We start from the raw sequence: 26,817 nt of genomic DNA on the forward strand, positions 1-26,817 counted from the left end.
CCAACTATCTGCAGATTAGGAGTTTAAGATTCTGGTGAGCTACTATTTAGCCCTAGCGCCCCTGTAGCCCAATTGGCAGAGGCAACGGATTCAAAACCCGTCCAGTGTGAGTTCGAGTCTCACCAGGGGCACAAAATAGCCGGTTTACAGCAAATATGTTGTGAACCGGCTTTTTCATACTCTTGGAAAGCTAGTTTCTAGGCTCATGACTGATGTCTGTGGAGTCCGGTAAAGTGGTGCGGGTGACTGAAGCTACTCAAACCAAACGTCTCATGCTCGTTGATGGCCACTCAATGGCCTTTCGTGCTTTCTATGCGCTTCCGGCGGAGAACTTCTCCACCTCCGGTGGGCAGGCTACTAACGCTGTGTATGGATTCTTGTCCATGCTGTCTACGCTGCTCAATGATGAGCAGCCGGACCATGTGGCAGTAGCTTTTGACGTAGGCCGCACCACCTTCCGCACCGAGATGTTCCCGGAGTACAAAGCACAACGTGAAGCGGCGCCACCGGAGTTCAAAGGGCAGATTCCGCTTATTAAAGAAGTGGTCAAGGCCCTAGGCATTGAAACTTTAGAGGCAGAGAATTACGAAGCGGACGACATCATCGCCACGCTGGCGGTAGCGGCGAAACCCCTAGGGTTTGAAACGCTGATCGTTACCGGTGACCGAGATTCCTTCCAGTTGGTTAATGACACCACAACGGTTCTGTATCCGATGCGTGGTGTTTCCGTGCTTCACCGCTTTACTCCAGAAGCAGTATTTGAGAAATACGGTCTTACTCCTCAGCAATATCCAGACTTTGCGGCTCTGCGAGGAGACCCTTCGGACAACCTTCCGTCGGTTCCTAAAGTGGGAGAGAAGACGGCCACTAAGTGGATAGTAGAGTACGGCAGTCTGGATGAACTGATTGCGAACGCTGACAAGATCAAGGGCAAAGTTGGCGAAAGCTTCCGAGAGCGTATTGATCAGGTGAAAATGAACCGTACCTTGACTGAGATGGTTAAGGACATGGCGCTGCCTCTTGGGCCTGACCAATTGGATCTCAAGCCCGTGGATGCGAATGAGATCACGGCTAAGTTTGACGATCTTGAATTCGGTGTGCAGCTACGTGAGAAGGTGCTCAAGGCTGTCCATGCCGATACCAACGCTGTAGTCGAAGAACGCGAGGAAGTCACAGTAGTGACGGACGGCGTTGCTACGTGGCTAAAGTCCCATGGTGATGAACCACTGGCTCTTTATGTTGAAGGGCGCGGAACGCCTGCAACTGGGGACGCAACCGCCATTGCTTTGGTGAATATGGATCGCGATGCGATTGCGGTGGATCTGGCCGATATCTCCGCTTCCGAGGAGCAGGTCCTAGCGGAATGGCTATCTAGCGAATCGCCTAAGTTCCTTCATGAAGCCAAGGCTGCTTACCACATGCTGGCAGGCCGAGGATTCGAGCTCAACGGTGTCGTTCATGACACCGCCATCGCCGCCTACCTCCTGCGCCCAGGTCAGCGCACCTACGATCTCAAGGACGTCTACCAGCGTCATCTTCAACGCCAGCTCCATGCTGAGCCTACTGGGCAGCTGTCCTTGCTGGATGTAGAGGACTCATCCCATCTAATAGAGAATGCGGTTGCGATCCTAGAACTTTCTGAAGCTCTCACAGCGCAGCTGCAGGAGATTAACGCTTACGAACTGTATGTGGACATGGAAATCCCGCTCCTAAGTGTGCTCGCGCGCATGGAGGCAGTAGGCATTGCAGTAGACGTTGATACTCTCAATGATCAGTTGGAAACTTTCAAGGCGCAGGTGGAAGAGCAGGTAGCGGAAGCCCGCAAGCTCGCCGGCGATGATTCCCTCAACTTGTCCTCGCCAAAGCAACTGCAAGTAGTTTTGTTTGAAACACTGGGCCTTCCAAAGACGAAGAAGACAAAGACTGGTTACTCCACAGCGGCGAAAGAGATCGAGGCTCTTGCCGTTAATCATCCTCATCCGTTCCTAGATCGTTTGCTGGCTCACCGTGAGTACCAGAAGATGAAGACAACGCTTGAGGGGCTCATCAAAGCAGTTGGTGACGACGGGAGAATTCACACCACGTTTAATCAGACCGTGGCATCTACCGGCCGTCTTTCCTCGACTGAGCCTAATCTTCAGAACATTCCGGTGCGCACTCCAGCAGGACGAAAGATTCGCTCGGCCTTCGTGGTGGGCGAGGGATATGAGACGTTGCTTACTGCGGACTACTCGCAGATTGAAATGCGCGTGATGGCACACCTATCTGAGGATCCTGGCCTTATCGAGGCTTACCAACAAGGAGAGGACCTCCACAATTACGTTGGTTCAAGAGTCTTTGAGGTTCCTGTGGATCAGGTGACGCCCGAGCTGCGTCGTCGAGTCAAGGCTATGTCCTACGGTTTGGTTTACGGCTTATCGGCGTTCGGTTTGTCTCAGCAGCTGAATATTCCACCAGGGGAAGCGAAGCAGATCATGGAGAGCTATTTCGAACGTTTTGGTGGAGTAAAGAACTATCTATCTGATGTGGTAGATCAAGCCCGCAAGGACGGCTACACTGCAACGCTGTTTGGTCGTCGCCGCTACCTTCCTGAGCTCACTAGCGACAATCGCGTGGCTCGCGAGAACGCAGAACGTGCAGCATTGAATGCTCCTATCCAAGGTACTGCTGCCGACATTATTAAAGTGGCTATGCTTCGCGTGGATCGTGAGCTGAAGATGGCGGGGGTCAAGTCTAGAGTCCTGCTTCAGGTACACGATGAACTTGTGGTGGAAGTCGCACGAGGTGAACTTGATCAAGTCCGCGCGATTGTGGAAAAGGAAATGGACTCCGCCATCACGCTGCGTGTGCCGCTCGAAGTCTCCGCTGGCGAAGGAGCTAATTGGGACGACGCCGCGCACTAGTTCCGCGTGTGAATAACTGATTTCCCCGGCCATCCCAACAGATGTTGCACCAGCAGGTCTAGGCCATCTTGGGGTGTTTGCTGGGGAATGTCGAAACTGCGGATGCTCACCCATGCGGTGCCGAGTAAGTTCCACGCTCGGCACTGCAGTCGAGATGAAGGCGGAAACCGCTTCGCCATTCCAAGCTGAGTTTTTTGAACGTCTAATTCTTGTGGGTGCTGAAAATGATGGTGCCTGGGAAGATATTTCCCCGGAGAGGGGACCACTGGCCCCAATTCTGGGTTAGTTGCTCTGGCCACTCTGGTTCAAGGCATCCCGTGACTACCAATCCTGCACGACTAATGGCGTTTAGGTGATCAGCAATAGTGTGCTGGAATTCTGCGTACGTAATGGTGCCATCTTCATCCTTCTCTACGTAGTCCCGTTCAAAGTAGGGGATTGACGCCTGGAGTCCTGCTTCGCCTGGATCATCGGGAAATACCCATCGCATGGGGTGGTTGGTGGAGTAGATGAAACGGCCACCGGGCTTGAGTACCCGCGTCACTTCGGTGAATAGGGCGGTGAGGTCTTTTACGAAAGGGATGGCCCCGAAGGCTGAAAATACGGTATCGAAGGCTTCTGATGCATAGGGGAGCTGCAGAGCATTGGCTTGTGCTAAGGAAACAGCGCGAGAGGATTGCTCCAACATGCCACGTGATATGTCCATAGCAGTGATGAAGGCGGTCGGAAACTCTTGTGCTAGCCAATCGGAGCATGGTGCACTTCCACAGCCCACCTCGAGGACTGCGGTGTCGGAGATGTCGCCCAGAAGCTGGGCATCTTGCTCACTCAGCATCTCTGGGCACCAATAGAATCCTTTCAAATAGGACTGGTGGCGCTCGTGGTAGTCATGGGCGTCAGCATCCCAATGGGTTCGATTGGCCAGTGTGGAGGCTGAATCTAGTAGTTGGTTGCGAACAGCCTCGGGGGCCTGGCCTGAATGAGAGTTTTCTTTATGCGACACGCGGTCGATTCTATTTGCTCTACCAGCGTTTTTAGCGTATTGTATGTCGAGCGTGTCTATGCAGCTACCACATCATGCCTTCTGTAGGAGAGGTGAGAGGTGGTAGACGCGGGATCAAATAAGGCTCATGAGCAGTGATAATGCTGCTCGGTACCTGTTTGAGAGAGGCGCTCAAAGATATCCAACTACTATTCCTACTTATTCGGAGCATTTAATGCCAACCAATAACGTCCCTCAGGTAGCCATCAACGACATCGGCTCCAAAGAGGAAATCCTCGCAGCTGTTGAAGCTTCCATCAAGTACTTCAACGACGGCGACATCGTCGAGGGCACCGTGGTTAAGGTTGACCACGACGAGGTTCTGCTCGACATCGGTTACAAGACCGAGGGTGTAATCCCATCCCGCGAGCTCTCCATCAAGCACGACATCGACCCAGACGAGGTCGTAGAGGTCGGCGACAAGGTTGACGCACTCGTTCTCACCAAGGAGGACAAGGAAGGCCGTCTAATCCTGTCCAAGAAGCGTGCTCAGTACGAGCGTGCTTGGGGCGCTATCGAGGAGCTCAAGGAGAAGGACGAGGCTGTCACCGGCACCGTCATCGAGGTTGTCAAGGGTGGTCTCATCCTGGACATCGGTCTCCGTGGCTTCCTGCCAGCATCCCTCGTTGAGATGCGTCGCGTTCGTGACCTTGACCCATACATCGGTCAGGAGATCGAGGCTAAGATCATCGAGCTGGACAAGCAGCGCAACAACGTTGTTCTGTCCCGTCGCGCATGGCTCGAGCAGACCCAGTCTGAGGTTCGCTCCGAGTTCCTGCACCAGCTCCAGAAGGGCCAGGTCCGCAAGGGCGTTGTATCCTCCATCGTTAACTTCGGCGCATTCGTCGATCTCGGCGGTGTTGACGGCCTGGTTCACGTTTCCGAGCTGTCTTGGAAGCACATCGACCACCCATCTGAGGTTGTCACCGTTGGCGACGAAGTCACCGTTGAGGTTCTCGACGTTGATCTCGACCGCGAGCGCGTTTCCCTGTCCCTGAAGGCTACCCAGGAAGACCCATGGCGCGTATTTGCACGCACCCACGCTGTTGGTCAGATCGTTCCTGGCAAGGTCACCAAGCTTGTTCCATTCGGCGCATTCGTCCGCGTTGAAGAGGGCATTGAGGGCCTGGTTCACATCTCTGAGCTGGCACAGCGCCACGTTGAGGTCCCAGACCAGGTTGTCAACGTTGGTTCTGAGGTAATGGTCAAGGTTATTGACATCGACCTCGAGCGCCGTCGTATCTCCCTGTCCCTGAAGCAGGCTGACGAGGACTACACCGAAGAGTTCGACCCATCCAAGTACGGCATGGCTGACTCCTACGACGAGCAGGGCAACTACATCTTCCCTGAGGGCTTCGACCCAGAGACCAACGAGTGGCTCGAGGGCTTCGACGAGCAGCGTCAGGAGTGGGAGGCACGCTACGCAGAGTCCGAGCGTCGCTTCCAGCTCCACACCGCTCAGATCGAGCGCAACCGCGCAGCTGCTGCTGAGGCAGCAGCGGCAGGTGAAGAGTCCGCTTCTAACTACTCCTCCGAGTCCGCTGAGGCAGCTCCGGCCGCAGCATCCGAAGAGGCAGAGGCTGGTTCCCTGGCTTCCGACGAGCAGCTCGCTGCTCTTCGTGAGAAGCTTGCTGGCAACTAATTCTTAGTGGGGCTTAAACCCCGAATGAATTAAGCTAGAAAAGAATCGCTAGCACGGCGCATTAAGCGCGGTGCTAGCGATTCTTCACGTTTATACCCACTAAGCGGGCAGCCATTCCGCTTTTAAGTTGCTACCCTTGACCGTATGAAACGTATCGGACTCACAGGTGGCATTGGTTCCGGGAAATCAACAGTAGCTGCGATTCTGGCAGAACACGGCTTTCCCATTATCGACGCAGACAAGATCGCACGTGAGGTTGTCGAGCCCGGTCAACCGGCGCTCGCAGAGCTCGCCCTCACATTCGGTGAAGACATTCTCAATGAAGACGGTTCGTTGAACCGTCAAGCTCTTGCGAACGTCGCTTTTGTCAACGAGGAAAACCGCCAAGCACTCAATAACATTACGCACCCACGAATCAACGCGCGCACTGAGGAGTTGTTCGCGGAAGCAGAATCCGCGGGTAAGGAAGCCGCCGTGTGGGACATGCCGCTGCTGGTCGATCAGGGATACCAAGACCGTGTAGACATCGTCATCGTTGTGGACGTCGACGCCGAAACTCGGTTAAAGCGGTTGGTAGAATCCCGTGGCCTAGATGAGGCCGATGCGCGCAGGCGCATCGCCAGCCAAATTGATGATGAGACGCGTCGGAAAGCAGCGGACTTTATCGTGGACAACAACGGCGAACGCGCCGCACTCGAACCCCAAGTCAAAGAGATCATTAAGAATCTTCGCGGGATGTAGAAGCGTATGGTCCGTGGCTGCGGGGCTGTAGTTACTCTGCATCCCGTTCGCTGTGGGCGTCCACTATAGTGGCGCGAGTTCGAATACAATGGCGAACATGGCTTTTGCTGCTGAACATCCAGAACTCCCAGAATCAGAATTCCGCCCAGTAGGTGAGATTGAGCGCACCACTGGTGTCTTCGAAGTTATATCGGAATACCAGCCGGCGGGTGACCAGCCTGCCGCTATCGCGGAATTGGATGAGAGACTCAACAGGGGAGAACAAGACATCGTTCTCATGGGTGCCACCGGTACTGGTAAGTCAGCCACTGCCGCGTGGCTGATTGAGAAACAGCAGCGACCAACGCTGGTGATGGCGCCCAATAAGACGCTAGCTGCGCAGCTGGCCAATGAGCTTAGGCAGCTGTTGCCCAACAACGCGGTCGAGTACTTCGTTTCTTATTACGACTACTACCAGCCAGAGGCCTACATAGCGCAGACGGATACGTACATTGAGAAAGACTCATCCATTAATGATGACGTCGAGCGCCTGCGCCACCGTGCTACCTCCTCGTTGCTTTCTAGGCGCGATGTGGTGGTAGTTTCGTCCGTTTCGTGCATCTACGGCCTTGGTACGCCACAGTCTTACCTGGACCGTTCTGTCGTCCTACGCGTGAACGAAGAGGTAGAGCGCGACCGCTTCCTGCGTCTGCTAGTGGATATCCAATACGATCGCAATGATGTGGGCTTCACACGCGGCGCATTCCGCGTAAAAGGCGATGTGGTGGACATTATCCCCGCTTACGAAGAGCTTGCTGTGCGAGTTGAGTTCTTTGGTGATGAAATTGACGCTCTGTACTACATACATCCGCTCACGGGTGATGTGGTTAAGCAAGTAGACGAGATCCGAATCTTCCCTGCAACGCACTATGTTGCAGGGCCGGAACGAATGGAAAAAGCAGTCCGAGACATCAAGGCAGAACTCGCAGAGCGCTTGGATGATCTGGAGAATCGTGGCAAACTGCTTGAAGCTCAGCGTCTTCGTATGCGCACGGAATATGACCTGGAAATGATTGAACAGGTTGGTTTCTGTTCAGGTATTGAGAACTACTCGAGGCATCTGGATGGTCGACCAGCGGGCTCTGCACCAGCTACGCTGTTGGACTATTTTCCAGAGGACTTCCTCACCATCATCGACGAGTCCCACGTCACCGTGCCGCAGATTGGTGGCATGTTCGAAGGCGATATGTCGCGTAAACGCAACCTCGTGGAATTTGGATTCCGCTTGCCTTCGGCGTTGGATAACCGTCCGCTGACGTGGGAAGAATTTGAGCAGCGCGTGGGGCAGACGGTGTACCTTTCCGCAACACCTGGCAAATTTGAGCTGGCGGCCTCTGAAGGAGAATTCGTTGAACAGGTGATTCGACCTACTGGCTTGGTTGACCCTAAGGTCACCGTCAAGCCAACGAAGGGGCAGATTGATGACCTGATCCATGAAATTAAGGAGCGTACGAACAAGCAAGAGCGCATCTTGGTGACTACTCTGACCAAGAAGATGGCAGAGGACCTAACGGACTATCTCCTCGAAAACGGGATCAAGGTTCGATACCTGCACTCAGACATTGATACCCTGCAGCGCGTCGAACTCCTGCGACAGCTGCGTTTAGGCGAATTCGACGTACTGGTAGGCATTAACCTCCTGCGAGAGGGCTTGGACCTGCCTGAAGTGTCCTTGGTTGCCATCCTTGATGCGGATAAGGAAGGCTTCCTGCGTTCTACTACCTCCCTGATCCAAACCATAGGCCGTGCTGCCCGTAACGTCTCGGGCGAGGTCATCATGTACGCGGACAAGATTACTGACTCAATGGCGTACGCCATTGAGGAGACAGAGCGTCGACGTGAGAAGCAAATCGCCTATAACACTGAGCATGGTATCGATCCGCAACCGTTACGTAAGAAGATTGCTGACATCCTTGACCAAGTCAATGAAGGCAAGGAGGATGAATCGTCTTCTGGCGCAGGAGATGCGGCAGTGGCTTCCAGAACTGACACCTCGAATTTGGATGTCAAGGGTGTGGAGAAGCTTATTGACGACCTTACGAAACAAATGGGCGAGGCAGCTCGCGCACTGGAATTCGAGCTTGCTGGTCGCTTACGCGACGAGATTCAGGATTTGAAGAAGGAATTGCGTGGTATGAAAGAAATAGGACTCTAGACTGCAAGGCTACTAAAAATGGCAATGAGCTTGAACAACGCTTCGGAGCTAGCAGCCAACACCAACTTATAAGTTGAGTCAGTGGTTTAGATCACCATTAATCAGGCTCTCGAAGAAATAAATTGTTAAACTTGTGAAACAGAAGCAACCATTTCTGCGGACTTTCGAGAAGAACTCTTGGCAGCTTCAAGAAGTGGTTATGATTATCAACGAAGCAAAACGTAAATACCAACGTGGAAGGTACACATGAGCAGTTACACCAAGATTGTTGTCGGCACCGATGGTTCCAAGTCCTCCATGCTCGCAGTTGAGCGTGCGGCACGAATCGCGGCAGCTTTCGACGCAGCCCTGATCGTTGGTTGCGCCTACTACGAGTCCGAAGAAGACGCGTCAAAGACCCTGCGTCAGGATTCCAACGCTGTTCTAGGCACCGATCCAGCTCAGCAGAATCTAGACAAGGCTGCAGACCATGCGCGCAGCGTTGGTGCAGTTAATGTTGAAACAGCTATCCGTCCGGGTACCCCAGCAGAGGCCCTGATGGAGATAGTTAACGAGAACGACGCTGATCTGCTCGTGGTGGGTAACCGTGGCCTGAACTCCCTGACCGGCCGCCTGTTGGGTTCCGTTCCAGCTGACGTTGCTCGTCAGTCTGATTGTGACGTCATGATCGTTCACACTGTGGACTAATTAAAACTAAAGGAAAAAGGGCAGTTCATTGTGAACTGCCCTTTTCCCTTATGCGCGCCAGAACACCGGAGCTAAAAGCGTATGGGGGCTATGGACGTAAGGGACCACAGCCAGTGATCACCCATTCCAACGGTGAGCACGGGGCAAGGATGAGACTAGGGCTAGTAGCTGCGTTGAATCAGTCAACCCAGAACCGGTTGGATTGGTGATCTAAAATCCTGGTGTCGAGGTTTCGGTTGCGTATTCCTGCTCCCGCATAAAAGATCACGGTGTTCCTACGAGTGTGGATCGCAGGAACACCGAGGATAGGTAATGGTTTATTGGTTACGGCCAGCGTCCCGATCTGGGGTGAACGGCTTCTCGCGGTACTTTTCAAGCAGCTTAAAACCATTCTGGCCTTGAATGAACGGAACTTCAGCCCGCTTTCCAGTCTCCGCAGTGACCAGCGGTGCCGTAGTACCGTGGGACAAGACGTGCTCTTGCGGGGTCAAGTTACGGATAGCGATGCCAGAAACGTGGAGAGGATGATCAACTACAAGGTGTCCGTAGGTGAGTGGATCGTGCTGTCCATCATCACCGACTAGGATCCACTTGATGTCAGGGAAATCGATGATCAAGTTTCGAAGCTGGATTTTCTTGTGTTCGCTACCGGATCGGAACAACTTGGTTTGGGTTGGACCCCAGTCCGTGAGAAGCATAGGCGCCTTGGGGAAGCCGTGCTCCTGCATGAAGTTCTGGAGAGTGTCGTAAGTATTCCAAGCACCGGTGGACAGGTAGAAGACTGGGGCTTTGGGGTTATCGGCCAAAATTTGCTTGTAGAGTTCGGCCATCCCTTCTACCGGCTGGCGATTATTCGTGCGCTTGAACCATGAGTTGTAGGCAGCTAGGAATGCGCGAGGGAGCATAGTGACCATGGTTGTGTCATCAATGTCGCTGATGAGACCGATCTTGGCGTCGGGATCAACAATGCACACTTCCGCCGTTACTGTTTCAGCCCCTTCAGCCTCAATGGTGACTTCATGCCAGCCAGGCTCCAAGCCGTGGTCGAAGACGATGATATCGATGTATCCATTATCATCGGTCACACCTTCTACAGAATTATTGCCGGCAGTGACCTTAACCTTAAGGCCACCGACCTGGATGGTGAAAAACTGCTTGTATCCGCGCTGAGCCCAGTTATCGCTGCGGTCCTTTTCCGGGTTCGCCATCAAAACACGGCCAAGGATATGCACCCGTTTTGCACTGCCATATCCGGCGTATCCCTGAATGACGGGAACCCAGCCTTTTTCCTCAGCGCGCTGACGAGAAACCTTATTTATAACCGCTTCAGATTTACGGACTACATCTACTAATGCCATGCGCACTAGCTTACGGAAATCCTGTTCGAGCTGCAGGGAAGCGAGGAGCAGGGCGCTTAAACGTGTGGCATTTCACCAACCACTGTGAGCGTTTGAGTAGCCCTGGATAGAGCCACGAACAGGTCCTGCCACCCTTGGGGGGAATCTGAAGCTATGTCTGTTGGGTTGAGCACAATTACATGGTCAAATTCAAGCCCCTTGATGTCACTCACCCCACGGAAATCCGGATCACTAAGAGCGTGGCTGTCACTAGCAATAATGGCTACTGAGCGTTCCGGCTCCTTAGCACGCAGCCTGTTGGAGATCTCTTTCGGATCTGTATCTTCATCGAAGTAGGAAACTTCGTGCCCACTGTTGCGGAGCGAAATACTAGGCTTCACATGTGGTGCGAACATCTCTTGGACATGGTTAGCTACCTCCATTATCTCCGCCGGAGTGCGGTAATTAATGGTGAGCTGATGGGTCCTGAATCTCGAACCGGCGTAGGGTTTGAGAGTTTCTGCCCAAGAATCCACACCAGCAGGGGAACTAGTTTGAGAAGTATCACCAACGATGGTCATCCACCTCGACGGACAGCGCCGCATAACCATTCGCCACTCCATGGGTGTTAGTTCCTGGGCTTCGTCGATGATCACATGACCATACGCCCATCGGTGGTCACCTCGTGCACGCTCGGCAGTTGAACGCGCATCAGTCTCTTGCTGGCGAAGCGCGAGGGTCTCAGCATCGACGACATCGAAAGCAGACAGGATTTCAGCGTCTGTTTCGTCATCGTTATCCGTGGCTTCCGACGAACTCAGGACGTCCAGGGCATCCTGGGCTTCTTCGAGTTGCTCGCGCCATCGCTTGCGCTCGGCTTCCCGTTCTTCCTCAGGATCAGGTAGCCCAACAAGCTGAGCGAGTTCATCAAGCAATGCTGCATCTGAAGACGCAAACCCTGTGGCGTTAGTTCTCAGGAGTGCGGATTGAGTTTCCTCGTCGTAGTCATAGGCGATGTTGGCTATGGCCTCCTTGCTGGTGAGGAATTCCTGCAAAATTAAAACTGGGTCCAGTGCAGGCCAAAATTCATCAACAAGGTCATCAATTTGTGGCTCTTGGAGGAGGTCGTCATGCAATTGCGCTACGTCTGCGGCGCTGAGCAAGTTCCCACCAAGTGGATCCTTACCGATGATGTCGGCCAGTTGGAAGGAGAGCTGCTCAACAAGCGATTCCTTAAACAGGGGACTGGCCGCATTGTGAGGTCGCCGGCTTCTTCTGGCGCGAGTCCTCGCTCTTTTTACAATCGCCTCGGTGACCGTCAACTCAATGTTGTCTACGGTGATGGATACGTCAGACTCGGGTAGAGACTGGTAGCTTTTGACCAAACGGTCGAGGATTGTGACCATCTCTTCGCTGCCCTTAATCTCCCGAGTGACAAGAGATTCTGAATGCGTTGGAGCTACGCCCGGATACAGTTCGCCTACCGTGGAAAGCACCACGCCGGTCTCACCGAGTTCTGGTAGGACGTGGGAGATGTAATCGAGGAAAGTGCGGTTGGGGCCCAAAATGAGCACACCAGTTTTCGCCAACTGTTCACGCCACGTGTAGAGCAAGTACGCCACGCGGTGAAGCGCTACGGCGGTCTTTCCAGTACCTGGGCCGCCCTCAACCACCATCACTCCACGGGTTGAATCGCGAATGATCTCATCCTGTTCACGCTGGATGGTCTCAACGATTGATGACATGCGATCGGTGCGAGCTGCCTGCAAAGCCGTCAGCAGTGCTCCTTCTCCGACAACAGTGTTCGCCGTCTGTTCATTGTGGTCATCGGTGTGATTGCCCGACAGACGTTCGTCATCAATACCCGTGACCGTCCGGCCTTTTGTTCGTATGTGTCGGCGCGTCAGCACGCCTTCAGGCGCGGCGGTGGTTGCTAAATAGAAAGGTCGAGCGAGCGGAGCGCGCCAGTCGAGAAGGAGGGTGCGGTAGTTGTCGTCTTTGTCATCCAACCCCATTCGCCCGATGTAGCGCCGATCAACATTGGGATGGCCGTCCACAGGATTATCATTGAGCTCAGAATCCGAAGTCTCAACATCAATGCGACCGAAAACTAAACCGAGCTGGGCAATGTTCAGGCGGTCAATCTTCTCATTGAGCGAATGGTATTCCGTCTCACGCCGAACCAGGGCTTCAGCATCGGGGTTCGCTGGGTCGACATCAGCCTCTACAGCGCGCAAGCGAGAATTCGCAGCAGTTACCTCATCATCGAGTTTTCTGAATAGTCCATCAACATATCTTTGCTCTACCGCGATGAGTCGATCGAGTGATGGCTTAGCGCTTTCAGTGGAAGACAAAAACTAGATACCTCGTTGCTATGGAATAAGATTCAGGTTGTTCCAATCATTTAACACGAGATGGACCTGTGTTATTTCAGATGAAGAACGAAGTGACTATTTTAGCGAAAACTAGACAGTGTCCGGAGACTCTCGCACTTTCCTACAGAGAAAAGAGGTGTGACGGTCAGTGACCATCACACCTCTTACTAGCTAACTAATTAGTGAAGATTAAATGTTCTTGATCTTCTTCTGTGCCTTAGACAGGGTCTTGTCAGCCTTCTTCTGCAGCTTGTCAGCGCGCTTGCTAGCCTTCTTAGCGGAACGGCCAGCAGACTTTTCTGCCTGAGCGTAAGCTTCGGTTGCGCGTTCCTGAGCGGCGGAAGCAGCCTTTACGGCCTTCTTCTTAGCTACCTTGGCGTTCTTTTGAGCGGTAGCCAACCAATCACCGGAGTTGTCCTTTAGGAAGTCCTGAGCCTGTCCGGATGCCTCACTAACAGACTTCTTTGCGGTTGCTGCGGCGTCGGCAGCAGTAGCCTTCCAGTCATCCTTGTTGTCATTTACGTAGTCGGTAGCCTTCTCGGCGTACTCGGATACCTTATCTGCGGCTTCGCCCAACCAACCCTTGGTTGCAGTAGCCAAAACAGCAGCGTTCTCGCCAGCAGCTTCGGTGAACTTCTCGGTTTCCGACTTGGTAGGAAGAGCCTTCTGAATCTTCTTGTTGGCACGCTGCGCTGCCTTCTCGGTACGCCACTTCAGGCCTGGCTTTCCGGCAGTGTCAGCGGAAGTGATGAACAGACCTCCAAGGAGGGCAACGGAGGTTAGGAAGCCCTGACGACGAGCGACTTTCTCTTCCTTGTCCTGGGTCTCCCAGAAAGCGTGGCGAGCCAAGATGGTTGGGACGGAAGCGAGAGCCAACGTTGCAGCGGAAATGCGTGGCGCCTTGCCAAGTGCCAGCAGCGAACCAGCGCCAACCTTGGTAGCGCCAAGAGCGCGAGTTACGGTCTCAGCATCCTTTGGAAGCTGGCGCGCGTACTTGCGCGGGAGAATGGTGCGAGTGCGATCGAGAACCGCCTTGGTTCCCTCGACATGCGCCTGAGTATTCATAATGGTGTCAGCGCCGTCAGCGATGTAGACAGATGCAACCATTGGTCGTGCAAGCTTGCGGATCATGTGGGATTAGCTCCTTAAGAAGTTGTTTATTAGTGCGGTGAGCAAAAATGTGCGTTGACGGCGTGTGATCACGCCGTTGGCGCAGATAATTAAAAACCGCCTTAGTTAATCGTACCTATCTTTAAACGCCAGCGTGGGAGACTAATGCCTTTTGTAGGGAAACTGTTGGGGCCAGATTTGGTCGTCTCGACCGCCACACCCTGCTCGTTGCCCTGAGGCGTTGTCCACTACTGTGTCGTCAGAAATTGGCTATTTTACGAGGTCTAGCAGGAGTTGTTTACTAGTACCTGCGGTCCCACCATTCCTGGAGATGTGAGCGTTCTGCCCCGATAGTGGTGTTCTTGCCGTGGCCCGGCCACACAATGGTGTCATTGCTAAAAACATCGAAAATAAATGTCTTCACATCAATAAACAGGCGCTCGAAGTCGCTCTCGCTGGTCGTTTTTCCAACTCCTCCAGGAAAGAGCGAGTCACCGACGAAAAGATTGTTCTTGCCGTCGATCTTTACGTTAATTGCAGCGCCACCAGGGGTGTGACCTCTGAGGATCATGACCGGGATTTCGTGGCCGCCGAACTCAATGATGTCGCCGTGATTGAGCTCAACATCTACATCAGCCGGCAATGCGGGGGCGTCAAGGTACGGTGCGTAATGTGTGGCCCCGGTGTGATGGAGCACGTCTTTGAGGGCGCGGACATGGTCCCAGTGGCGATGAGTGGTAAGGACTTTAGTGATCTTGACGCCGGCGTCCTCTGCCATTTTAAGAAGGCCGAGAGCATCGTCAGCAGCATCAACAAGCAGCCCCTCGTCCTCGGTATGGATGAGATAGCAGTTATTGTCCATCTCCGATACGGAGATCGTCTTGAGATGAAGTGTTTGAGGTTGCGCCGTGCGAGATTCTTCTTGCGAATTATTGTTGTCAGTCATAGTGCCCAGATTAGCGAAAACTCGAATTTCGATGTTACGTTCGAAAAGTGGGAATAATATTGTGGCCTAGTCGTTAGAGTAAGGGAATTAAGATTGAGCACACCTCAATTGTGCGAGGGATCGCAGTGATGACTCGCTCATTCGGTATCTTCCAAGGGGGACAGCCGTTGAGTGGTACTGACGCACGTAGTTCCCTTCTTAACAGCTGAGTTGCCAAAACGTAAAACAAAACTAGGAAAGTAGTTGTAGTGGCAGAACGTCTTGTCGTCCGCGGAGCCCGTGAACACAATCTCAAGGGAGTTGATATCGATCTCCCGCGTGATGCGTTAGTTGTATTTACTGGCCTATCTGGCTCTGGTAAGTCATCGCTAGCTTTTGACACGATTTTTGCCGAGGGGCAGCGCAGATATGTGGAGTCCCTGAGCTCCTACGCTCGCATGTTCTTAGGGCAGATGGATAAACCGGATGTGGATTTCATTGACGGTCTCTCTCCTGCGGTGTCGATTGATCAGAAATCCACTAACCGTAATCCTCGCTCAACGGTGGGTACCATTACCGAGGTTTATGACTACTTGCGTCTTCTTTTCTCCCGGGCTGGTACAGCTCACTGCCCGGTGTGTGATGAGAAAATCTCTAAGCAAACGCCACAGCAAATTGTGGATCAAATTTTAGAGATGGAAGAGGGCCAAAAATTCCAAGTCTTGGCTCCAGTAGTGCGCAAGCGTAAGGGCGAGTTTGTTGACCTATTCCAGGAACTAGCCTCCCAAGGTTTCGCTCGTGTGTCTGTAGATGGTGAAACCCATCAACTTTCAAATCCGCCGAAGTTAAAGAAGCAGATCAAACACGACATCGACGTGGTTGTTGATCGCCTTCAAGTAAAGGAGTCCCAGAGGCAGCGCCTTACGGATTCCGTAGAAACTGCCCTAAAACTGGCGGACGGAATTGTCACCATGGATTTTGTGGGTCTCCCAGACGGGGATCCGCTACGGTACCGCAGGTTCTCCGAGAAACTGGCGTGCCCCAACGGCCATGAAATCGGTGTGGAGGAATTAGAGCCCCGCGCCTTCTCCTTCAACTCACCCTTCGGTGCCTGCCCAGCATGTGATGGATTGGGGACGCGAACTGAAGTGGACGTGGATCTTTTAATTCCGGACAAGGATGCTCCGGTCATCGAATCCGTCCAGCCGTGGAACTCAAGCCCAAACAAGTCCTACTTTGGCAAGCTCATTGAAGGACTAGCCAAGATACGCGGGTTTGATCCGAAGACTCCTTACAGTGAGTTGTCTAAAGATGATAGGGACGCGCTTCTCAACGGTTGTGACGAGGTAGTGACTGTCCGCTACAAGAATCGTTACGGGCGCGTACGCACCTGGAGTGCACCATTTGAAGGCGTCCTCAATTACATCACTCGTCGAATTGAGAATTCAGATTCAGAGAGCCAAAAAGAAAGGCTTCTCGCATACACCCGTGAGATTCCGTGCAGCACGTGTAACGGTGCGCGTTTGCGACCTGAAATCTTGTCAGTTCGCCTCGAATCCGAATCCATGGGGGAATTGTCTATCGCTGGTCTTGCGGAACTCTCGGTGGACAAGGCTGCCGAATTCCTAGACTCGCTGAAATTGGGCAAGCGGCAAGAGATCATTGCTGGTGCAGTTTTGCGCGAAATTCAGGCACGGTTGAAGTTTCTGCTGGACGTGGGCTTGAATTATCTCACGTTAAGCCGCAGTGCTGGAACCTTGTCCGGTGGCGAGGCACAGCGTATTCGTCTGGCCACTCAAATTGGGTCTGGTCTCGCAGGAGTCCTGTACGTTCTTGACGAGCCATCAATCGGTTTGCACCAACGGGATAACCAGCGCTTAATATCCACGCTGGAGCGCCTCCGTGATATAGGAAATACCCTGATTGTGGTTGAGCATGACGAAGACACCATTAGGGCGGCTGATTGGCTTGTGGATGTGGGGCCTAAAGCCGGAGAATACGGTGGCGAGATCGTCTACCAAGGGGAGCCGAAGGGCATTGAGAAGTGTTCCGAGTCAATCACTGGCGCCTATCTTTCAGGTAAGAAGATCCTTGGGGTGCCGGACACTAGGCGTCCAATTGACAAGGACCGCATGCTGAAGGTTGTGGGAGCTTACGAAAACAACCTTAAGAACATTGACGTTGACATCCCTCTAGGTGTTCTCGCATGTGTCACTGGTGTTTCCGGGTCAGGAAAATCCACCGTGGTTAACCAGATTCTTGCGAAAACTTTGGCTAATAAGTTGAATCGAGCACGCCAAGTGCCTGGCCGCGCAAAACGCGTTGAGGGCACGGAGCACTTGGACAAATTGGTGCAGGTTGATCAGTCTCCAATCGGTCGTACACCTCGATCCAACCCTGCTACCTACACTGGCGTGTTCGACAAGGTCCGTAACCTGTTTGCAGAAACCACCGAGGCGAAAGTTCGTGGCTACAAGGCAGGACGTTTCTCCTTCAACGTCAAGGGTGGGCGCTGCGAAGCATGCCAAGGTGATGGCACTCTCAAAATTGAGATGAACTTCCTCCCAGATGTTTACGTTCCGTGTGAAGTGTGCCATGGTGCACGCTACAACCGAGAAACTCTCGAAGTGAAGTACAAAGGTAAAAACATCGCTGAGGTACTCGACATGCCAATTTCTGAAGCAGTGGAATTCTTCGAGCCAATTACCTCTATCCATCGTTACCTCAAGACCCTGGATGAAGTTGGTTTGGGCTATGTTCGCCTAGGCCAGTCTGCAACTACTTTGTCTGGTGGTGAAGCTCAGCGTGTCAAGTTAGCCGCGGAGCTTCAGAAGCGTTCGAATGGCCGCACGGTCTACATTCTTGACGAGCCAACAACCGGATTGCATTTCGAAGATATCCGGAAACTCATGATGGTTATCCAGGGGCTTGTGGATAAGGGAAATTCGGTCATCGTCATTGAACACAACCTCGATGTGATTAAGGCTGCTGACTGGATTATTGACATGGGTCCAGAAGGCGGAGCCGGTGGCGGCACCGTCGTTGCCGAAGGCACCCCGGAAGACGTGGCTAAGGTTGACGGTTCCTACACTGGACAATTCCTCAAAGAAGTGTTGGCCTAATTTCGTCCCGGTACTGAGTACGTAAAAAGGTGGCTAGTTCACATGAACTAGCCACCTTTTTACGTCTTAGATTAGTGCGCTACTGAGATCCCCTGGTTTCCGAACCAAGTAACTGGATCAACTGGCGTGGACTCATTTGACCGGATTTCGAAGTGTAGGTGTGGGCCGGTAGAGTGGCCGCGGTTGCCCATCGTTGCGATCTGCTGGCCGGCAGTCACAGTCTGTCCTACTGATACGTTAAACGACTCTACGTGCCCGTAAACTGAGTACTCGCCATTAGCATGGCGTAGGCGAACCCACTGTCCGAAGCCCTGCGCCTGTCCTGCATCGGTGACGGTGCCATCCATGACGGCGTAGATAGGAGTGCCTACGTTGTTTGCAATGTCGATGCCTTGATGCATCCTTCCCCAACGTGGGCCGTAAGGTGAAGTAAACCCACCAGTTGTAGGGAAGACGACCTTGCGGCCGTCAGCAGTCTTACCAACCTTGACGGTGTTCCACGGTGCAAGAGCTGAACCGATTATTGATCCGACTCCCGGAAGCGAGCGAGGATCCAAAATGATGTTGACAGTGCCATTCTGTGTCTTGACCTGAGGGATTACTTCGCCGGCACCAATCGCCTGAAGGCTGGACGCAAAACCGACTGCGGAACTGAGAATCTGGGACACGTCCAAGTTGTGGACATCAGTTTCTGATGATGAATAGACGTTGATAGAAACTGCGTTTGCAGCGGTGGTGGAGCCGAGTGCGGTCGCCATGATCATTCCGAGTGCGATCAGGGCTCGGCGAAGGTATCGCAGCATTATGTTCCAATCTTGAGATGCATATGTCGTTCTCTACAAAGTAATTCCTTTTATATGGCTCCGCAAAGGAAAAAACGCACGTCAATGGGCATAAGTGTTCGAAAACTTTAGGAAATAAGCTGGTAAGCAAGATGTTACTGGTGTGAAAATTGATGTTTAGAGTGACGTAGTTTCAACACCAAAAGGGGGTAAGCTGCGTGTTGCTCTCCTAAATGGCGTGCGCCTGTGCCTAGGGGAGAGTGCTGAGACTTAAAGGTCTGGATTGCATTAAAATTCGATTAATCTGGTTCGATAGATTTCGTTCACATCAAAACCGTCGGCGTGTTTGGCTTGCGCGTTGTGTTATAGCTGTGTAAACTCATTCCAGCTACCGCCTAATTGTGTAGATGCAAATCAACACAGTTGGGTCGCAAGTGGAGATCTTCCCACCTGAAGCCGCCAATCGGTTGGATTAGGGTTAAAGGTACGGCAATAAAACCTTTATGGTTTTCTAGTCGATATTGAGCAAAGATCTCCCGTTCATCCAAAAATGGTGGACGGGTTTTCTACTGCCTAGCCTAGATTTTAGATATCTGCTTTCGAGTACGGTACTTCACATTTTCCATCCGCTACTTGAGGAGTTCCCATCAGCGCTGAAGCTCGTATTAATGAGCGCATCCGAGTTCCCGAGGTCCGCCTTGTCGGCCCTAACGGCGAACAGGTTGGCATCGTTCGAATCGATGATGCTCGCAAGCTCGCTTATGACGCCGACCTTGACCTAGTTGAGGTTGCGCCAAATGCAAAACCGCCTGTCTGCAAGATCATGGACTATGGAAAGTTCAAGTATGAGCAGGCTCAGAAGGCTCGCGAAGCTCGCAAGAACCAGCAGCAGACGGTCGTCAAGGAGCAGAAGTTCCGTCCGAAGATCGATGATCACGATTACGAGACGAAAAAGAACAATGTGATCCGGTTCCTTGAAAAGGGTTCCAAGGTTAAGGTCACCATCATGTTCCGTGGACGTGAGCAATCTCGTCCGGAGCTTGGTTTCCGCCTTCTGGAGCGCCTGGCTGATGACGTTGCCGAGTTCGGCAACGTTGAGTCAAAGCCTAAGCAGGACGGCCGTAACATGACCATGGTCTTCGGCCCGGCTCGCAAGGGCAAGAAGTAAATCTTAAATAAGACGTAAAAGGACGTAAAATCCATGAAGCAGAAGACCCACAAGGGCACCGCTAAGCGAATCAAGGTCACCGGCTCCGGCAAGCTGCGCCGCGAGCAGGCTAACCGCCGCCACCTCCTCGAGGGTAAGCCTTCTACCCGCACCCGTCGCCTGAAGGGCACCGAGGATGTCGCTAAGGCAGACACCAAGCGCGTTAAGCGTCTTCTGGGCAAGGCTTAATCAGCCCCTTCCCACTAAAAATTCAATCATTAGACTTTTAAACCAGTAAGGAAGTATCACAGTGGCACGTGTAAAGCGCTCCCTGAATGCTAAGAAGAAGCGTCGCGAAATTCTGAAGTCCGCAAAGGGCTACCGTGGCCAGCGTTCCCGCCTCTACCGCAAGGCTAAGGAACAGTGGCTGCACTCCATGACTTACTCCTACCGCGATCGCCGCGCTCGTAAGTCTGAGTTCCGCAAGCTGTGGATCACCCGTATCAACGCAGCTGCACGCATGAACGACATCACCTACAACCGCCTGATCCAGGGTCTCCGCCTGGCTGGCATTGAGGTTGACCGCAAGATCCTTGCTGAGCTCGCTGTAAACGACTTCGCAGCTTTCTCCGCAATCTGCGAGGCTGCAAAGGCAGCTCTGCCAGAGGATGTTAACGCTCCAAAGGCTGCTTAAGTATTTGCCTAGAGGCTTTCTTACCCCGTGTTACTTTTTCGAGTAGCACGGGGTTTGTTTTGTGCTTGCATAGAGTAAGGGCTGCTAATCTCTTTATTTATGCACTTGGACTTTGAGAATGCTTTTACGGAACGAACACCACGCATTGTGAACGCGGCTAAACTGCACCGAGCAGCGGCGCGGAGGAAGGCGAAAGCCTTCATTGTGGAGGGAGAAAACTCCGTGGAGGCAGCGGTGGCAACTGGCGCGGCAAAGGACGTGTTTGTCACCGAACAGGCGGCGCAGCGCTTTGAGCCCATCGTTCGGATGGCTGGTCATATGAATGTGTACGTTCACCCAATTACCGATCGTGCGGCAAAACACCTGTCGGATACCACGCAGACAACTGGATTGTTTGCGGTTTGCGAGCCGGTGTTGTGGACAACCGGCAAGGCGTTGGCCGGCAAACCTCAATTGGTGTCGGTGCCTGTATTGACCAATGATCCAGGCAATGCCGGAACGTTGATTAGGGTGTCTGATGCCGTTGGTGCAGACGCCGTGATTTTTGCTGGAGAGACTGTGGATCCGCAATCATGTAAGGCGGTACGTTCGTCGGCTGGCTCCTTATTCCACTTGCCGGTGGCGCGAGACGTCAACGTGAAGGATGTGGTGGGCCAGCTTCGAGCGCAGGGCCTCACAATTTTGGCGACTGCAGCAGACGGTGAAGTAAACCTTGATGAAGCAGGGGAGCTGCTCAAGCAACCAACGGCATGGTTGTTTGGTAATGAGGCGCATGGTTTGGGGGCAGAGCTGTTGGAGCTGGCTGATCACCGCGTGCGGATCCCCATTCGTGGGCGAGCAGAGTCCTTAAATCTCGCTACGGCGGCATCTATTTGTCTGTACGAATCCGCCCGCGCCCAGAATGAGGAAGGGTAATTAGCTTGCCTGCTTAAACCAGCATCGCATCCAGCGGTGCTGGTTTCATTCATTATTGGGGTGGTAGGGGCTTAGATTGTTTCGTGCTTGGCTAATTGGGGTAGTAAGGTATTGGGTTTGAACCCTGTCCAATTTGAGGGCATGAAACTAAAATAATTTGGCTAGAGGAGCACACGAAAGTGTCTGAAACGACGGAAACTTCAGCGATCGAGTTGACCGAAGCAAGTTTGAACGCCGCTGCAGATAAAGCGGAACAGGCGTTTAAGGCCGCGACTAACCTTGAAGAGCTCGCAATCGCACGTCGCGATCACTTGGGTGACAGCGCCCCGATCCCAACCGCGCGCAAGTCTTTGGGCACCCTGCCAAAGGATCAGCGTAAAGAAGCTGGTCGTATTGTGAACATGGCCAGGGGCCGTGTGGAAAAGGTTTTTGCAGAAACCAAGATTGTGCTGGAAGAGAAGCGTAACGCAGAGGTTTTAAAGGCTGAGCGCGTTGACGTCACGGTTCCTACCACTCGTGGTCAGGTTGGCGCACAGCATCCAATCACCACCTTGACCGAGCAGATCGCGGATATCTTCATTGCGATGGGTTATGAGGTAGGAGAGGGCCCTGAGCTTGAGGCAGAATACTTCAACTTCGATTCCCTGAACTTCATTCCAGACCACCCAGCGCGTACGTTGCAGGATACTTTCCACGTTGGTGAGCCAGGCTCTAAGCAGGTTCTTCGTACTCATACCTCGCCTGTGCAGATGCGCACCATGCTTTCCCGCGACGTCCCAATCTATGTCGTAGTGCCAGGTCGCGTATTCCGTACTGATGAGCTCGACGCAACCCACACGCCTGTATTCCACCAGATCGAGGGTCTAGCAGTGGATAAGGGACTAACCATGGCGCACTTGCGCGGCACACTGGACCACCTGGCAAAATCCCTGTTTGGTCCAGAAACTAAGACCCGCATGCGTACCAACTATTTCCCGTTTACAGAGCCTTCTGCGGAGGTAGATGTCTGGTTCCCTAACAAGAAGGGTGGTGCTGGCTGGATCGAGTGGGGCGGCTGCGGAATGGTGAACCCAAATGTGCTCCGCGCTGCTGGCATCGATCCTGAGGAATACTCAGGTTTCGCTTTCGGCATGGGTATTGAGCGTACTTTGCAGTTCCGCAATGGCCTGAACGATATGCGCGACATGGTTGAAGGCGATGTCCGCTTTACCCTTCCATTCGGCGTTCGCGCCTAAGTCCGAGCATTATTGCTCACTTTATCCGTAGATTTTTAATTAGGAGAGAACATCAATGCTTATCACTCAAGGCTGGGTGACTGGACTTCTAGGCCGCAAGAATTCCGGTTGGAAGGTAACCCCTGAGGAACTTGATTCCGGTTATGTTCGCGTTGGATTTGAAACCGAAGGCTACGAGCCGATCCCTGAGACTACCGGCCCGCTGGTCATTGGTCGTGTTGAGTCAATTGAGGAATTGGAAGGATTTAAGAAGCCGATCCGACACTGCATGGTTAATGTCGGCGATGCAAACGGCACTGGCGAGTTGCAGTCCATTGTCTGTGGTGCTCGCAATTTTTCCGAGGGAGATCTGGTAGTTGTTTCGCTGCCGGGCACGGTTTTGCCAGGCAACTTTGTCATCGCTGAGCGTGAGACTTACGGCAAAATGTCTGCTGGCATGATTTGTTCCGCAGCTGAGTTGGGTATGGCCAATCAGCAGACCTCGGGCATCATGACCTTGGATGAGTCCTACGGCAAGCCAGGTGACTCGGCTTACGAGGTGCTCGGTCTTGACGATACCGTCTTCGACGTCAACATCACTCCGGACCGTGGCTATGCACTTTCCGCGCGTGGACTGACCCGCGAGCTCGCCTCTGCCTTTAACCTTGAGTTTGCTGATCCGGCGCAGGACCCATCAATTGCCGGTATCGATGTTTCCGGAGTTCCTTCCGCAGCCGGTTCGTTAATCTCTGTTGACTTGCGAGCTGAGACCAAAGCCCGCCGCTTTGGTCTTCGTAAGGTTACCGGCATCGACCCAACCGTAGAATCCCCACTATGGATGCAGCGTGAACTACTTCTATCCGGTCTCCGCCCTGTCAATGCCGCCACGGACGTCACCAACTACGTGATGTTGCTGCTGGGGCAGCCAATGCACGCGTTCGATGCGGACAAGGTCGCTGGCAACTTGGTGGTTCGTAACGCTACTGAGGGCGAGAAACTGGAGACGCTTGACCACGTAAAGCGTGAGCTTCACTCTGAAGACGTTGTTATTTGCGATGACAACGGCATCCAGTCTTTGGCCGGTGTGATGGGCGGTACGTCCTCTGAGATTGCTGATGACACCACTAATGTCTACTTCGAGGCAGCGACGTGGGATCAGATCACTACTGCGCGTACGTCCCGTCGACACAAACTGTCTTCTGAGGCGTCCCGCCGTTTTGAGCGCGGTGTTGACCCAGCAATTGTTGAGGTTGCGCTTGATGTTGCGTGTGCTCTGCTTGTCGATATCGCCGGCGGCACCATTGTGGCTGGCCGCACCATCGTGGGTGACGTTGAGCAGATGCCTGTGATTGAGATGGCCGCTGCGCGCCCATCCCAGATTGCTGGCGTGGAGTACTCCTTGGAAACCGTTGTCTCCCGCCTTGAGGAGGTTGGCTGCACCGTTGAGGTCAACGGTGACCGCTTGTCTGTGACCCCACCAACGTGGCGTCCTGACTTGGGAGAGTCTGCAGACTTGGTGGAAGAAGTCCTACGTCTTGAAGGACTCGAGGAGATCCCTTCCATCGTTCCTTCGGCGCCAGTTGGCCGGGGCCTCACCCCTGCGCAGAAGCGTCGTCGCGCTATCAATCACGCCCTGGCGTACTCCGGCTATGCGGAGATCCTGCCTACCCCGTTCATTCGACAGGATACCTTTGATGTCTGGGGATTGGATGCCGAGGATGACCGCCGGGACGTAGTTAAGGTTCAGAACCCACTGGATGCTGACTACGCAGTTCTGGGTACTACTTTGCTACCGTCCATGCTCGAATCCTTGGGGCGCAATATTGCTCGCGGACAGGGCCACGTATCGCTCTATGGCGTCCAGCAGGTCACCATCAAGGCCGGCCGAGATAAGTCCCCAATGCCTTCCGTTAAGACACGTCCTAGCGATGAAGAGATCAATGAGGTTCTCGATTCTTTGCCACTGCAGCCGCTGTATGCTGCCACGGTCGCGGCGGGCAACATCGAGTTCGAGGGCCCTTGGGGCACGCACCGCGAATACACCTACGCAGACGCGATCGAGTCTGCGCGAATTGTTGCACGTGCAGCGGGCGTAGAGCTTGAACTCCGCAATGTTGGTGAGGAAGGCTACATGCCGTGGCACCCTGGCCGTTGCGCAGAGCTCATCGTGGACGGCATTGTTGTCGGACATGCTGGCGAACTGCACCCTCAGGTGCTCGAGCGTCTCGGTTTGCCAAAGCGCACCTGTGCAATGGAAATCAATATTTCGGCTATTGCGATTACCGAACCTACACCAGCGCCAGTGTTGTCTGCGTTCCCAACGCTGAACCAGGACCTTGCACTAGTGGTAGATGATGTAACCCCTGCTGAGGATGTTCGCAAGGTAATCGTTGAAGCTGGTGGAGAGCTCTTGGAAAAGGTAGAGCTCTTTGATGTGTACCGTTCTGAGTCCTTGGGAGAGGGCAAGAAGTCTCTAGCTTTCTCGCTCACATTCCGTGCGAATGATCGTACGCTGACTGATGACGAGTGCTCCGAGTTCCGTTTGGCAGCAGCAAAGCTGGCGGAGGAGCGTTTTGGCGCTAGCATGCGCGCGTAGGATCCAGTAGGAAACGCAGTTCAAGGATTACCTTGAACTGCGTTTTTCTGTCTCGGGCGGTTGTACGCTCACTATAGGCTGATTCACCAGCTGGGGGGCGCAGTGTATGTCGACGAATGTCGGAGTGGTATCGGCGTGGATTCACTTTTAATAATAGTTTACATTCTGCTGCATAATATGTAATGTGTAGTGCATGGCAATCAAAGTAGCAATCGCTGGTGCAAGCGGGTACGCGGGCGGGGAGATTCTGCGTATCCTTCTCAATCACCCTGCTTATCTTTCCGGTGACTTGGAAATTGGCGCCCTTACTGCGTCTTCGACGGTGGGCACTGATGTGTACGAGCTTATGCCGCATCTTCCTCAGTTGGCTGGACGCGTCATTGAGCCAACTGATCAGGACACTCTGTCGGGGCATGATGTGGTGTTCCTAGGTCTCCCGCACGGCCACTCCGCGGAGATTGCAGAGCAACTGGGTGATGACGTGGTTGTTATTGACTGCGCTGCTGATTTTCGTCTCAAGGAGGCCTCTGCATGGGAGAAATTCTACGGATCTGAGCATGCGGGATCATGGCCTTACGGTATTCCTGAGCTACCTGGGCATCGTGAACAACTCAAAGGAGCCAAGCGAATTGCCGTGCCAGGATGTTTTCCCACAGGGGCAACTCTAGCTTTGTGGCCAGCTGTTCAGGCGGGTCTCATCCAACCGGACATTTCTATCGTCTCTGTCACTGGCGTCTCCGGAGGTGGCAAGAAGGCTTCAGTGGCACTCTTGGGTTCTGAGACCATGGGCTCGCTGAAGGCATACAACACTGCTGGTAAGCACCGCCACAACCCGGAAATTGTTCAGAACTTGCGGGAAGTTACGGATCAGGACGTGACCGTATCTTTCACACCGGTCTTGGCGCCGCTTCCTCGTGGAATTCTCACCACCGCAACGGCAAATCTGGCGGACGGTGTTGATCTCCAAGCCGCTAGGGATGTGTACCTTAATGCATACGATAATGAGACCTTCATTTACGTTCTGCCAGAGGGTGTGCAGCCTCAGACACAATCGGTCGTGGGGTCAAATATGTGTCATGTGCAGGTAGAAGTTGACGAGCAGGCAGGCAAACTGCTGGTTACTTCCGCCATTGACAATCTCACTAAGGGCACTGGTGGTGCTGCAGTTCAATGTATGAACCTGGCGCTTGGCTTCGATGAAGCTGCCGGTTTATCCCAGGCGGGTGTAGCACCGTAAGGGTGACAGCGGTTGAGGTGTAAGAATTCGGCGTAGTCAGACTGCATTATTTTGTATGAAGGCAGACTAAAATTATGAGTAACGTTTGTAGTCCCGATTCTGCTTTATGCCCCACGTGGTGGGCGTAGCGTGTAGGAGGATGTCATCTGACTTC

At 53.3% G+C, this 26,817-nt stretch carries 19 protein-coding genes and 1 tRNA gene; 14 read left to right on the forward strand and 6 right to left on the reverse strand.

The window, feature by feature from the left end:
• Positions 1–57: 57 nt before the first annotated feature.
• Positions 58–131: transfer RNA gene (locus ACXM2N_RS05565), tRNA-Leu, on the forward strand.
• A gap of 81 nt (positions 132–212) precedes the next feature.
• Positions 213–2,903, forward strand: coding sequence for a DNA polymerase I (gene polA, locus ACXM2N_RS05570; RefSeq protein ID WP_458490815.1), 2,691 nt, complete (start codon positions 213–215; stop codon positions 2,901–2,903).
• Positions 2,904–3,105: 202 nt separating this feature from the next.
• Here the strand turns inward: polA and ACXM2N_RS05575 are convergent, their stop codons facing one another.
• Positions 3,106–3,828, reverse strand: coding sequence for a class I SAM-dependent methyltransferase (locus tag ACXM2N_RS05575; RefSeq protein WP_458491028.1), 723 nt, complete (start codon positions 3,826–3,828; stop codon positions 3,106–3,108).
• A 292-nt stretch (positions 3,829–4,120) separates the two neighbouring features.
• Between ACXM2N_RS05575 and rpsA the strand changes: the two genes are divergently transcribed.
• The 4 genes from rpsA to ACXM2N_RS05595 all read left to right on the forward strand — a co-directional run bounded on the left by rpsA (position 4,121) and on the right by ACXM2N_RS05595 (position 9,209).
• A complete protein-coding gene (gene rpsA, locus ACXM2N_RS05580; RefSeq protein WP_458490817.1) occupies positions 4,121–5,587 on the forward strand; it encodes a 30S ribosomal protein S1 in 1,467 nt (488 codons plus the stop codon).
• A 144-nt stretch (positions 5,588–5,731) separates the two neighbouring features.
• Positions 5,732–6,328 (forward strand): dephospho-CoA kinase, encoded by a 597-nt coding sequence (coaE, locus tag ACXM2N_RS05585; RefSeq protein WP_458490819.1) that lies wholly within the window; start codon positions 5,732–5,734, stop codon positions 6,326–6,328.
• 97 nt (positions 6,329–6,425) lie between these two features.
• Positions 6,426–8,522 (forward strand): excinuclease ABC subunit UvrB, encoded by a 2,097-nt coding sequence (gene uvrB, locus ACXM2N_RS05590; protein ID WP_458490821.1) that lies wholly within the window; start codon positions 6,426–6,428, stop codon positions 8,520–8,522.
• Positions 8,523–8,768: 246 nt separating this feature from the next.
• Positions 8,769–9,209 (forward strand): universal stress protein, encoded by a 441-nt coding sequence (locus tag ACXM2N_RS05595; RefSeq protein ID WP_458490823.1) that lies wholly within the window; start codon positions 8,769–8,771, stop codon positions 9,207–9,209.
• Between the two features lie 317 nt (positions 9,210–9,526).
• Here ACXM2N_RS05595 and ACXM2N_RS05600 read toward each other — a convergent pair whose 3' ends face one another.
• The 4 genes from ACXM2N_RS05600 to ACXM2N_RS05615 form a co-directional block, all read right to left on the reverse strand.
• Entirely contained in the window at positions 9,527–10,567 is a 1,041-nt protein-coding gene (locus ACXM2N_RS05600) for an App1 family protein (protein ID WP_458490825.1), read from the reverse strand.
• Between the two features lie 56 nt (positions 10,568–10,623).
• Positions 10,624–12,900 carry a HelD family protein gene (locus ACXM2N_RS05605; RefSeq protein WP_458490827.1) on the reverse strand — a complete coding sequence of 759 codons (2,277 nt, stop codon included), beginning with the start codon at positions 12,898–12,900 and terminating at the stop codon, positions 10,624–10,626.
• A 210-nt stretch (positions 12,901–13,110) separates the two neighbouring features.
• The gene (locus ACXM2N_RS05610; RefSeq protein WP_458490829.1) at positions 13,111–14,052 is read right to left on the reverse strand and encodes a DoxX family membrane protein; all 942 of its coding nucleotides are present in this window, start codon (positions 14,050–14,052) and stop codon (positions 13,111–13,113) included.
• Positions 14,053–14,332: 280 nt separating this feature from the next.
• The gene (locus ACXM2N_RS05615) at positions 14,333–14,977 is read right to left on the reverse strand and encodes an MBL fold metallo-hydrolase (protein WP_458490831.1); all 645 of its coding nucleotides are present in this window, start codon (positions 14,975–14,977) and stop codon (positions 14,333–14,335) included.
• Positions 14,978–15,225: 248 nt separating this feature from the next.
• Between ACXM2N_RS05615 and uvrA the strand changes: the two genes are divergently transcribed.
• Positions 15,226–18,078, forward strand: coding sequence for an excinuclease ABC subunit UvrA (gene uvrA, locus ACXM2N_RS05620; protein ID WP_458490833.1), 2,853 nt, complete (start codon positions 15,226–15,228; stop codon positions 18,076–18,078).
• Between the two features lie 71 nt (positions 18,079–18,149).
• Here the strand turns inward: uvrA and ACXM2N_RS05625 are convergent, their stop codons facing one another.
• Complete coding sequence (locus tag ACXM2N_RS05625) at positions 18,150–18,881, reverse strand: M23 family metallopeptidase (RefSeq protein ID WP_458490835.1); 732 nt, start codon at positions 18,879–18,881, stop codon at positions 18,150–18,152.
• Between the two features lie 625 nt (positions 18,882–19,506).
• On the opposite strand from ACXM2N_RS05625, the gene infC reads away from it, so the two are divergent.
• The 7 genes from infC (at position 19,507) to argC (ending at position 26,663) form a co-directional block, all read left to right on the forward strand.
• The gene (gene infC, locus ACXM2N_RS05630) at positions 19,507–20,028 is read left to right on the forward strand and encodes a translation initiation factor IF-3 (protein ID WP_458491030.1); all 522 of its coding nucleotides are present in this window, start codon (positions 19,507–19,509) and stop codon (positions 20,026–20,028) included.
• Between the two features lie 33 nt (positions 20,029–20,061).
• Positions 20,062–20,256, forward strand: coding sequence for a 50S ribosomal protein L35 (gene rpmI / locus ACXM2N_RS05635; RefSeq protein WP_458490837.1), 195 nt, complete (start codon positions 20,062–20,064; stop codon positions 20,254–20,256).
• A gap of 61 nt (positions 20,257–20,317) precedes the next feature.
• Positions 20,318–20,701, forward strand: coding sequence for a 50S ribosomal protein L20 (gene rplT / locus ACXM2N_RS05640; RefSeq protein ID WP_458490839.1), 384 nt, complete (start codon positions 20,318–20,320; stop codon positions 20,699–20,701).
• A 99-nt stretch (positions 20,702–20,800) separates the two neighbouring features.
• Positions 20,801–21,616, forward strand: coding sequence for a TrmH family RNA methyltransferase (locus tag ACXM2N_RS05645; RefSeq protein ID WP_458490841.1), 816 nt, complete (start codon positions 20,801–20,803; stop codon positions 21,614–21,616).
• Positions 21,617–21,795: 179 nt separating this feature from the next.
• Entirely contained in the window at positions 21,796–22,851 is a 1,056-nt protein-coding gene (pheS, locus tag ACXM2N_RS05650) for a phenylalanine--tRNA ligase subunit alpha (protein ID WP_458490843.1), read from the forward strand.
• A gap of 55 nt (positions 22,852–22,906) precedes the next feature.
• The gene (gene pheT, locus ACXM2N_RS05655; RefSeq protein WP_458490845.1) at positions 22,907–25,426 is read left to right on the forward strand and encodes a phenylalanine--tRNA ligase subunit beta; all 2,520 of its coding nucleotides are present in this window, start codon (positions 22,907–22,909) and stop codon (positions 25,424–25,426) included.
• Positions 25,427–25,619: 193 nt separating this feature from the next.
• A complete protein-coding gene (gene argC / locus ACXM2N_RS05660) occupies positions 25,620–26,663 on the forward strand; it encodes an N-acetyl-gamma-glutamyl-phosphate reductase (RefSeq protein ID WP_458490847.1) in 1,044 nt (347 codons plus the stop codon).
• The last annotated feature ends 154 nt before the right edge of the window (positions 26,664–26,817 follow it).

The sequence above is a fragment of the Corynebacterium sp. ZY180755 genome (assembly GCF_054331495.1).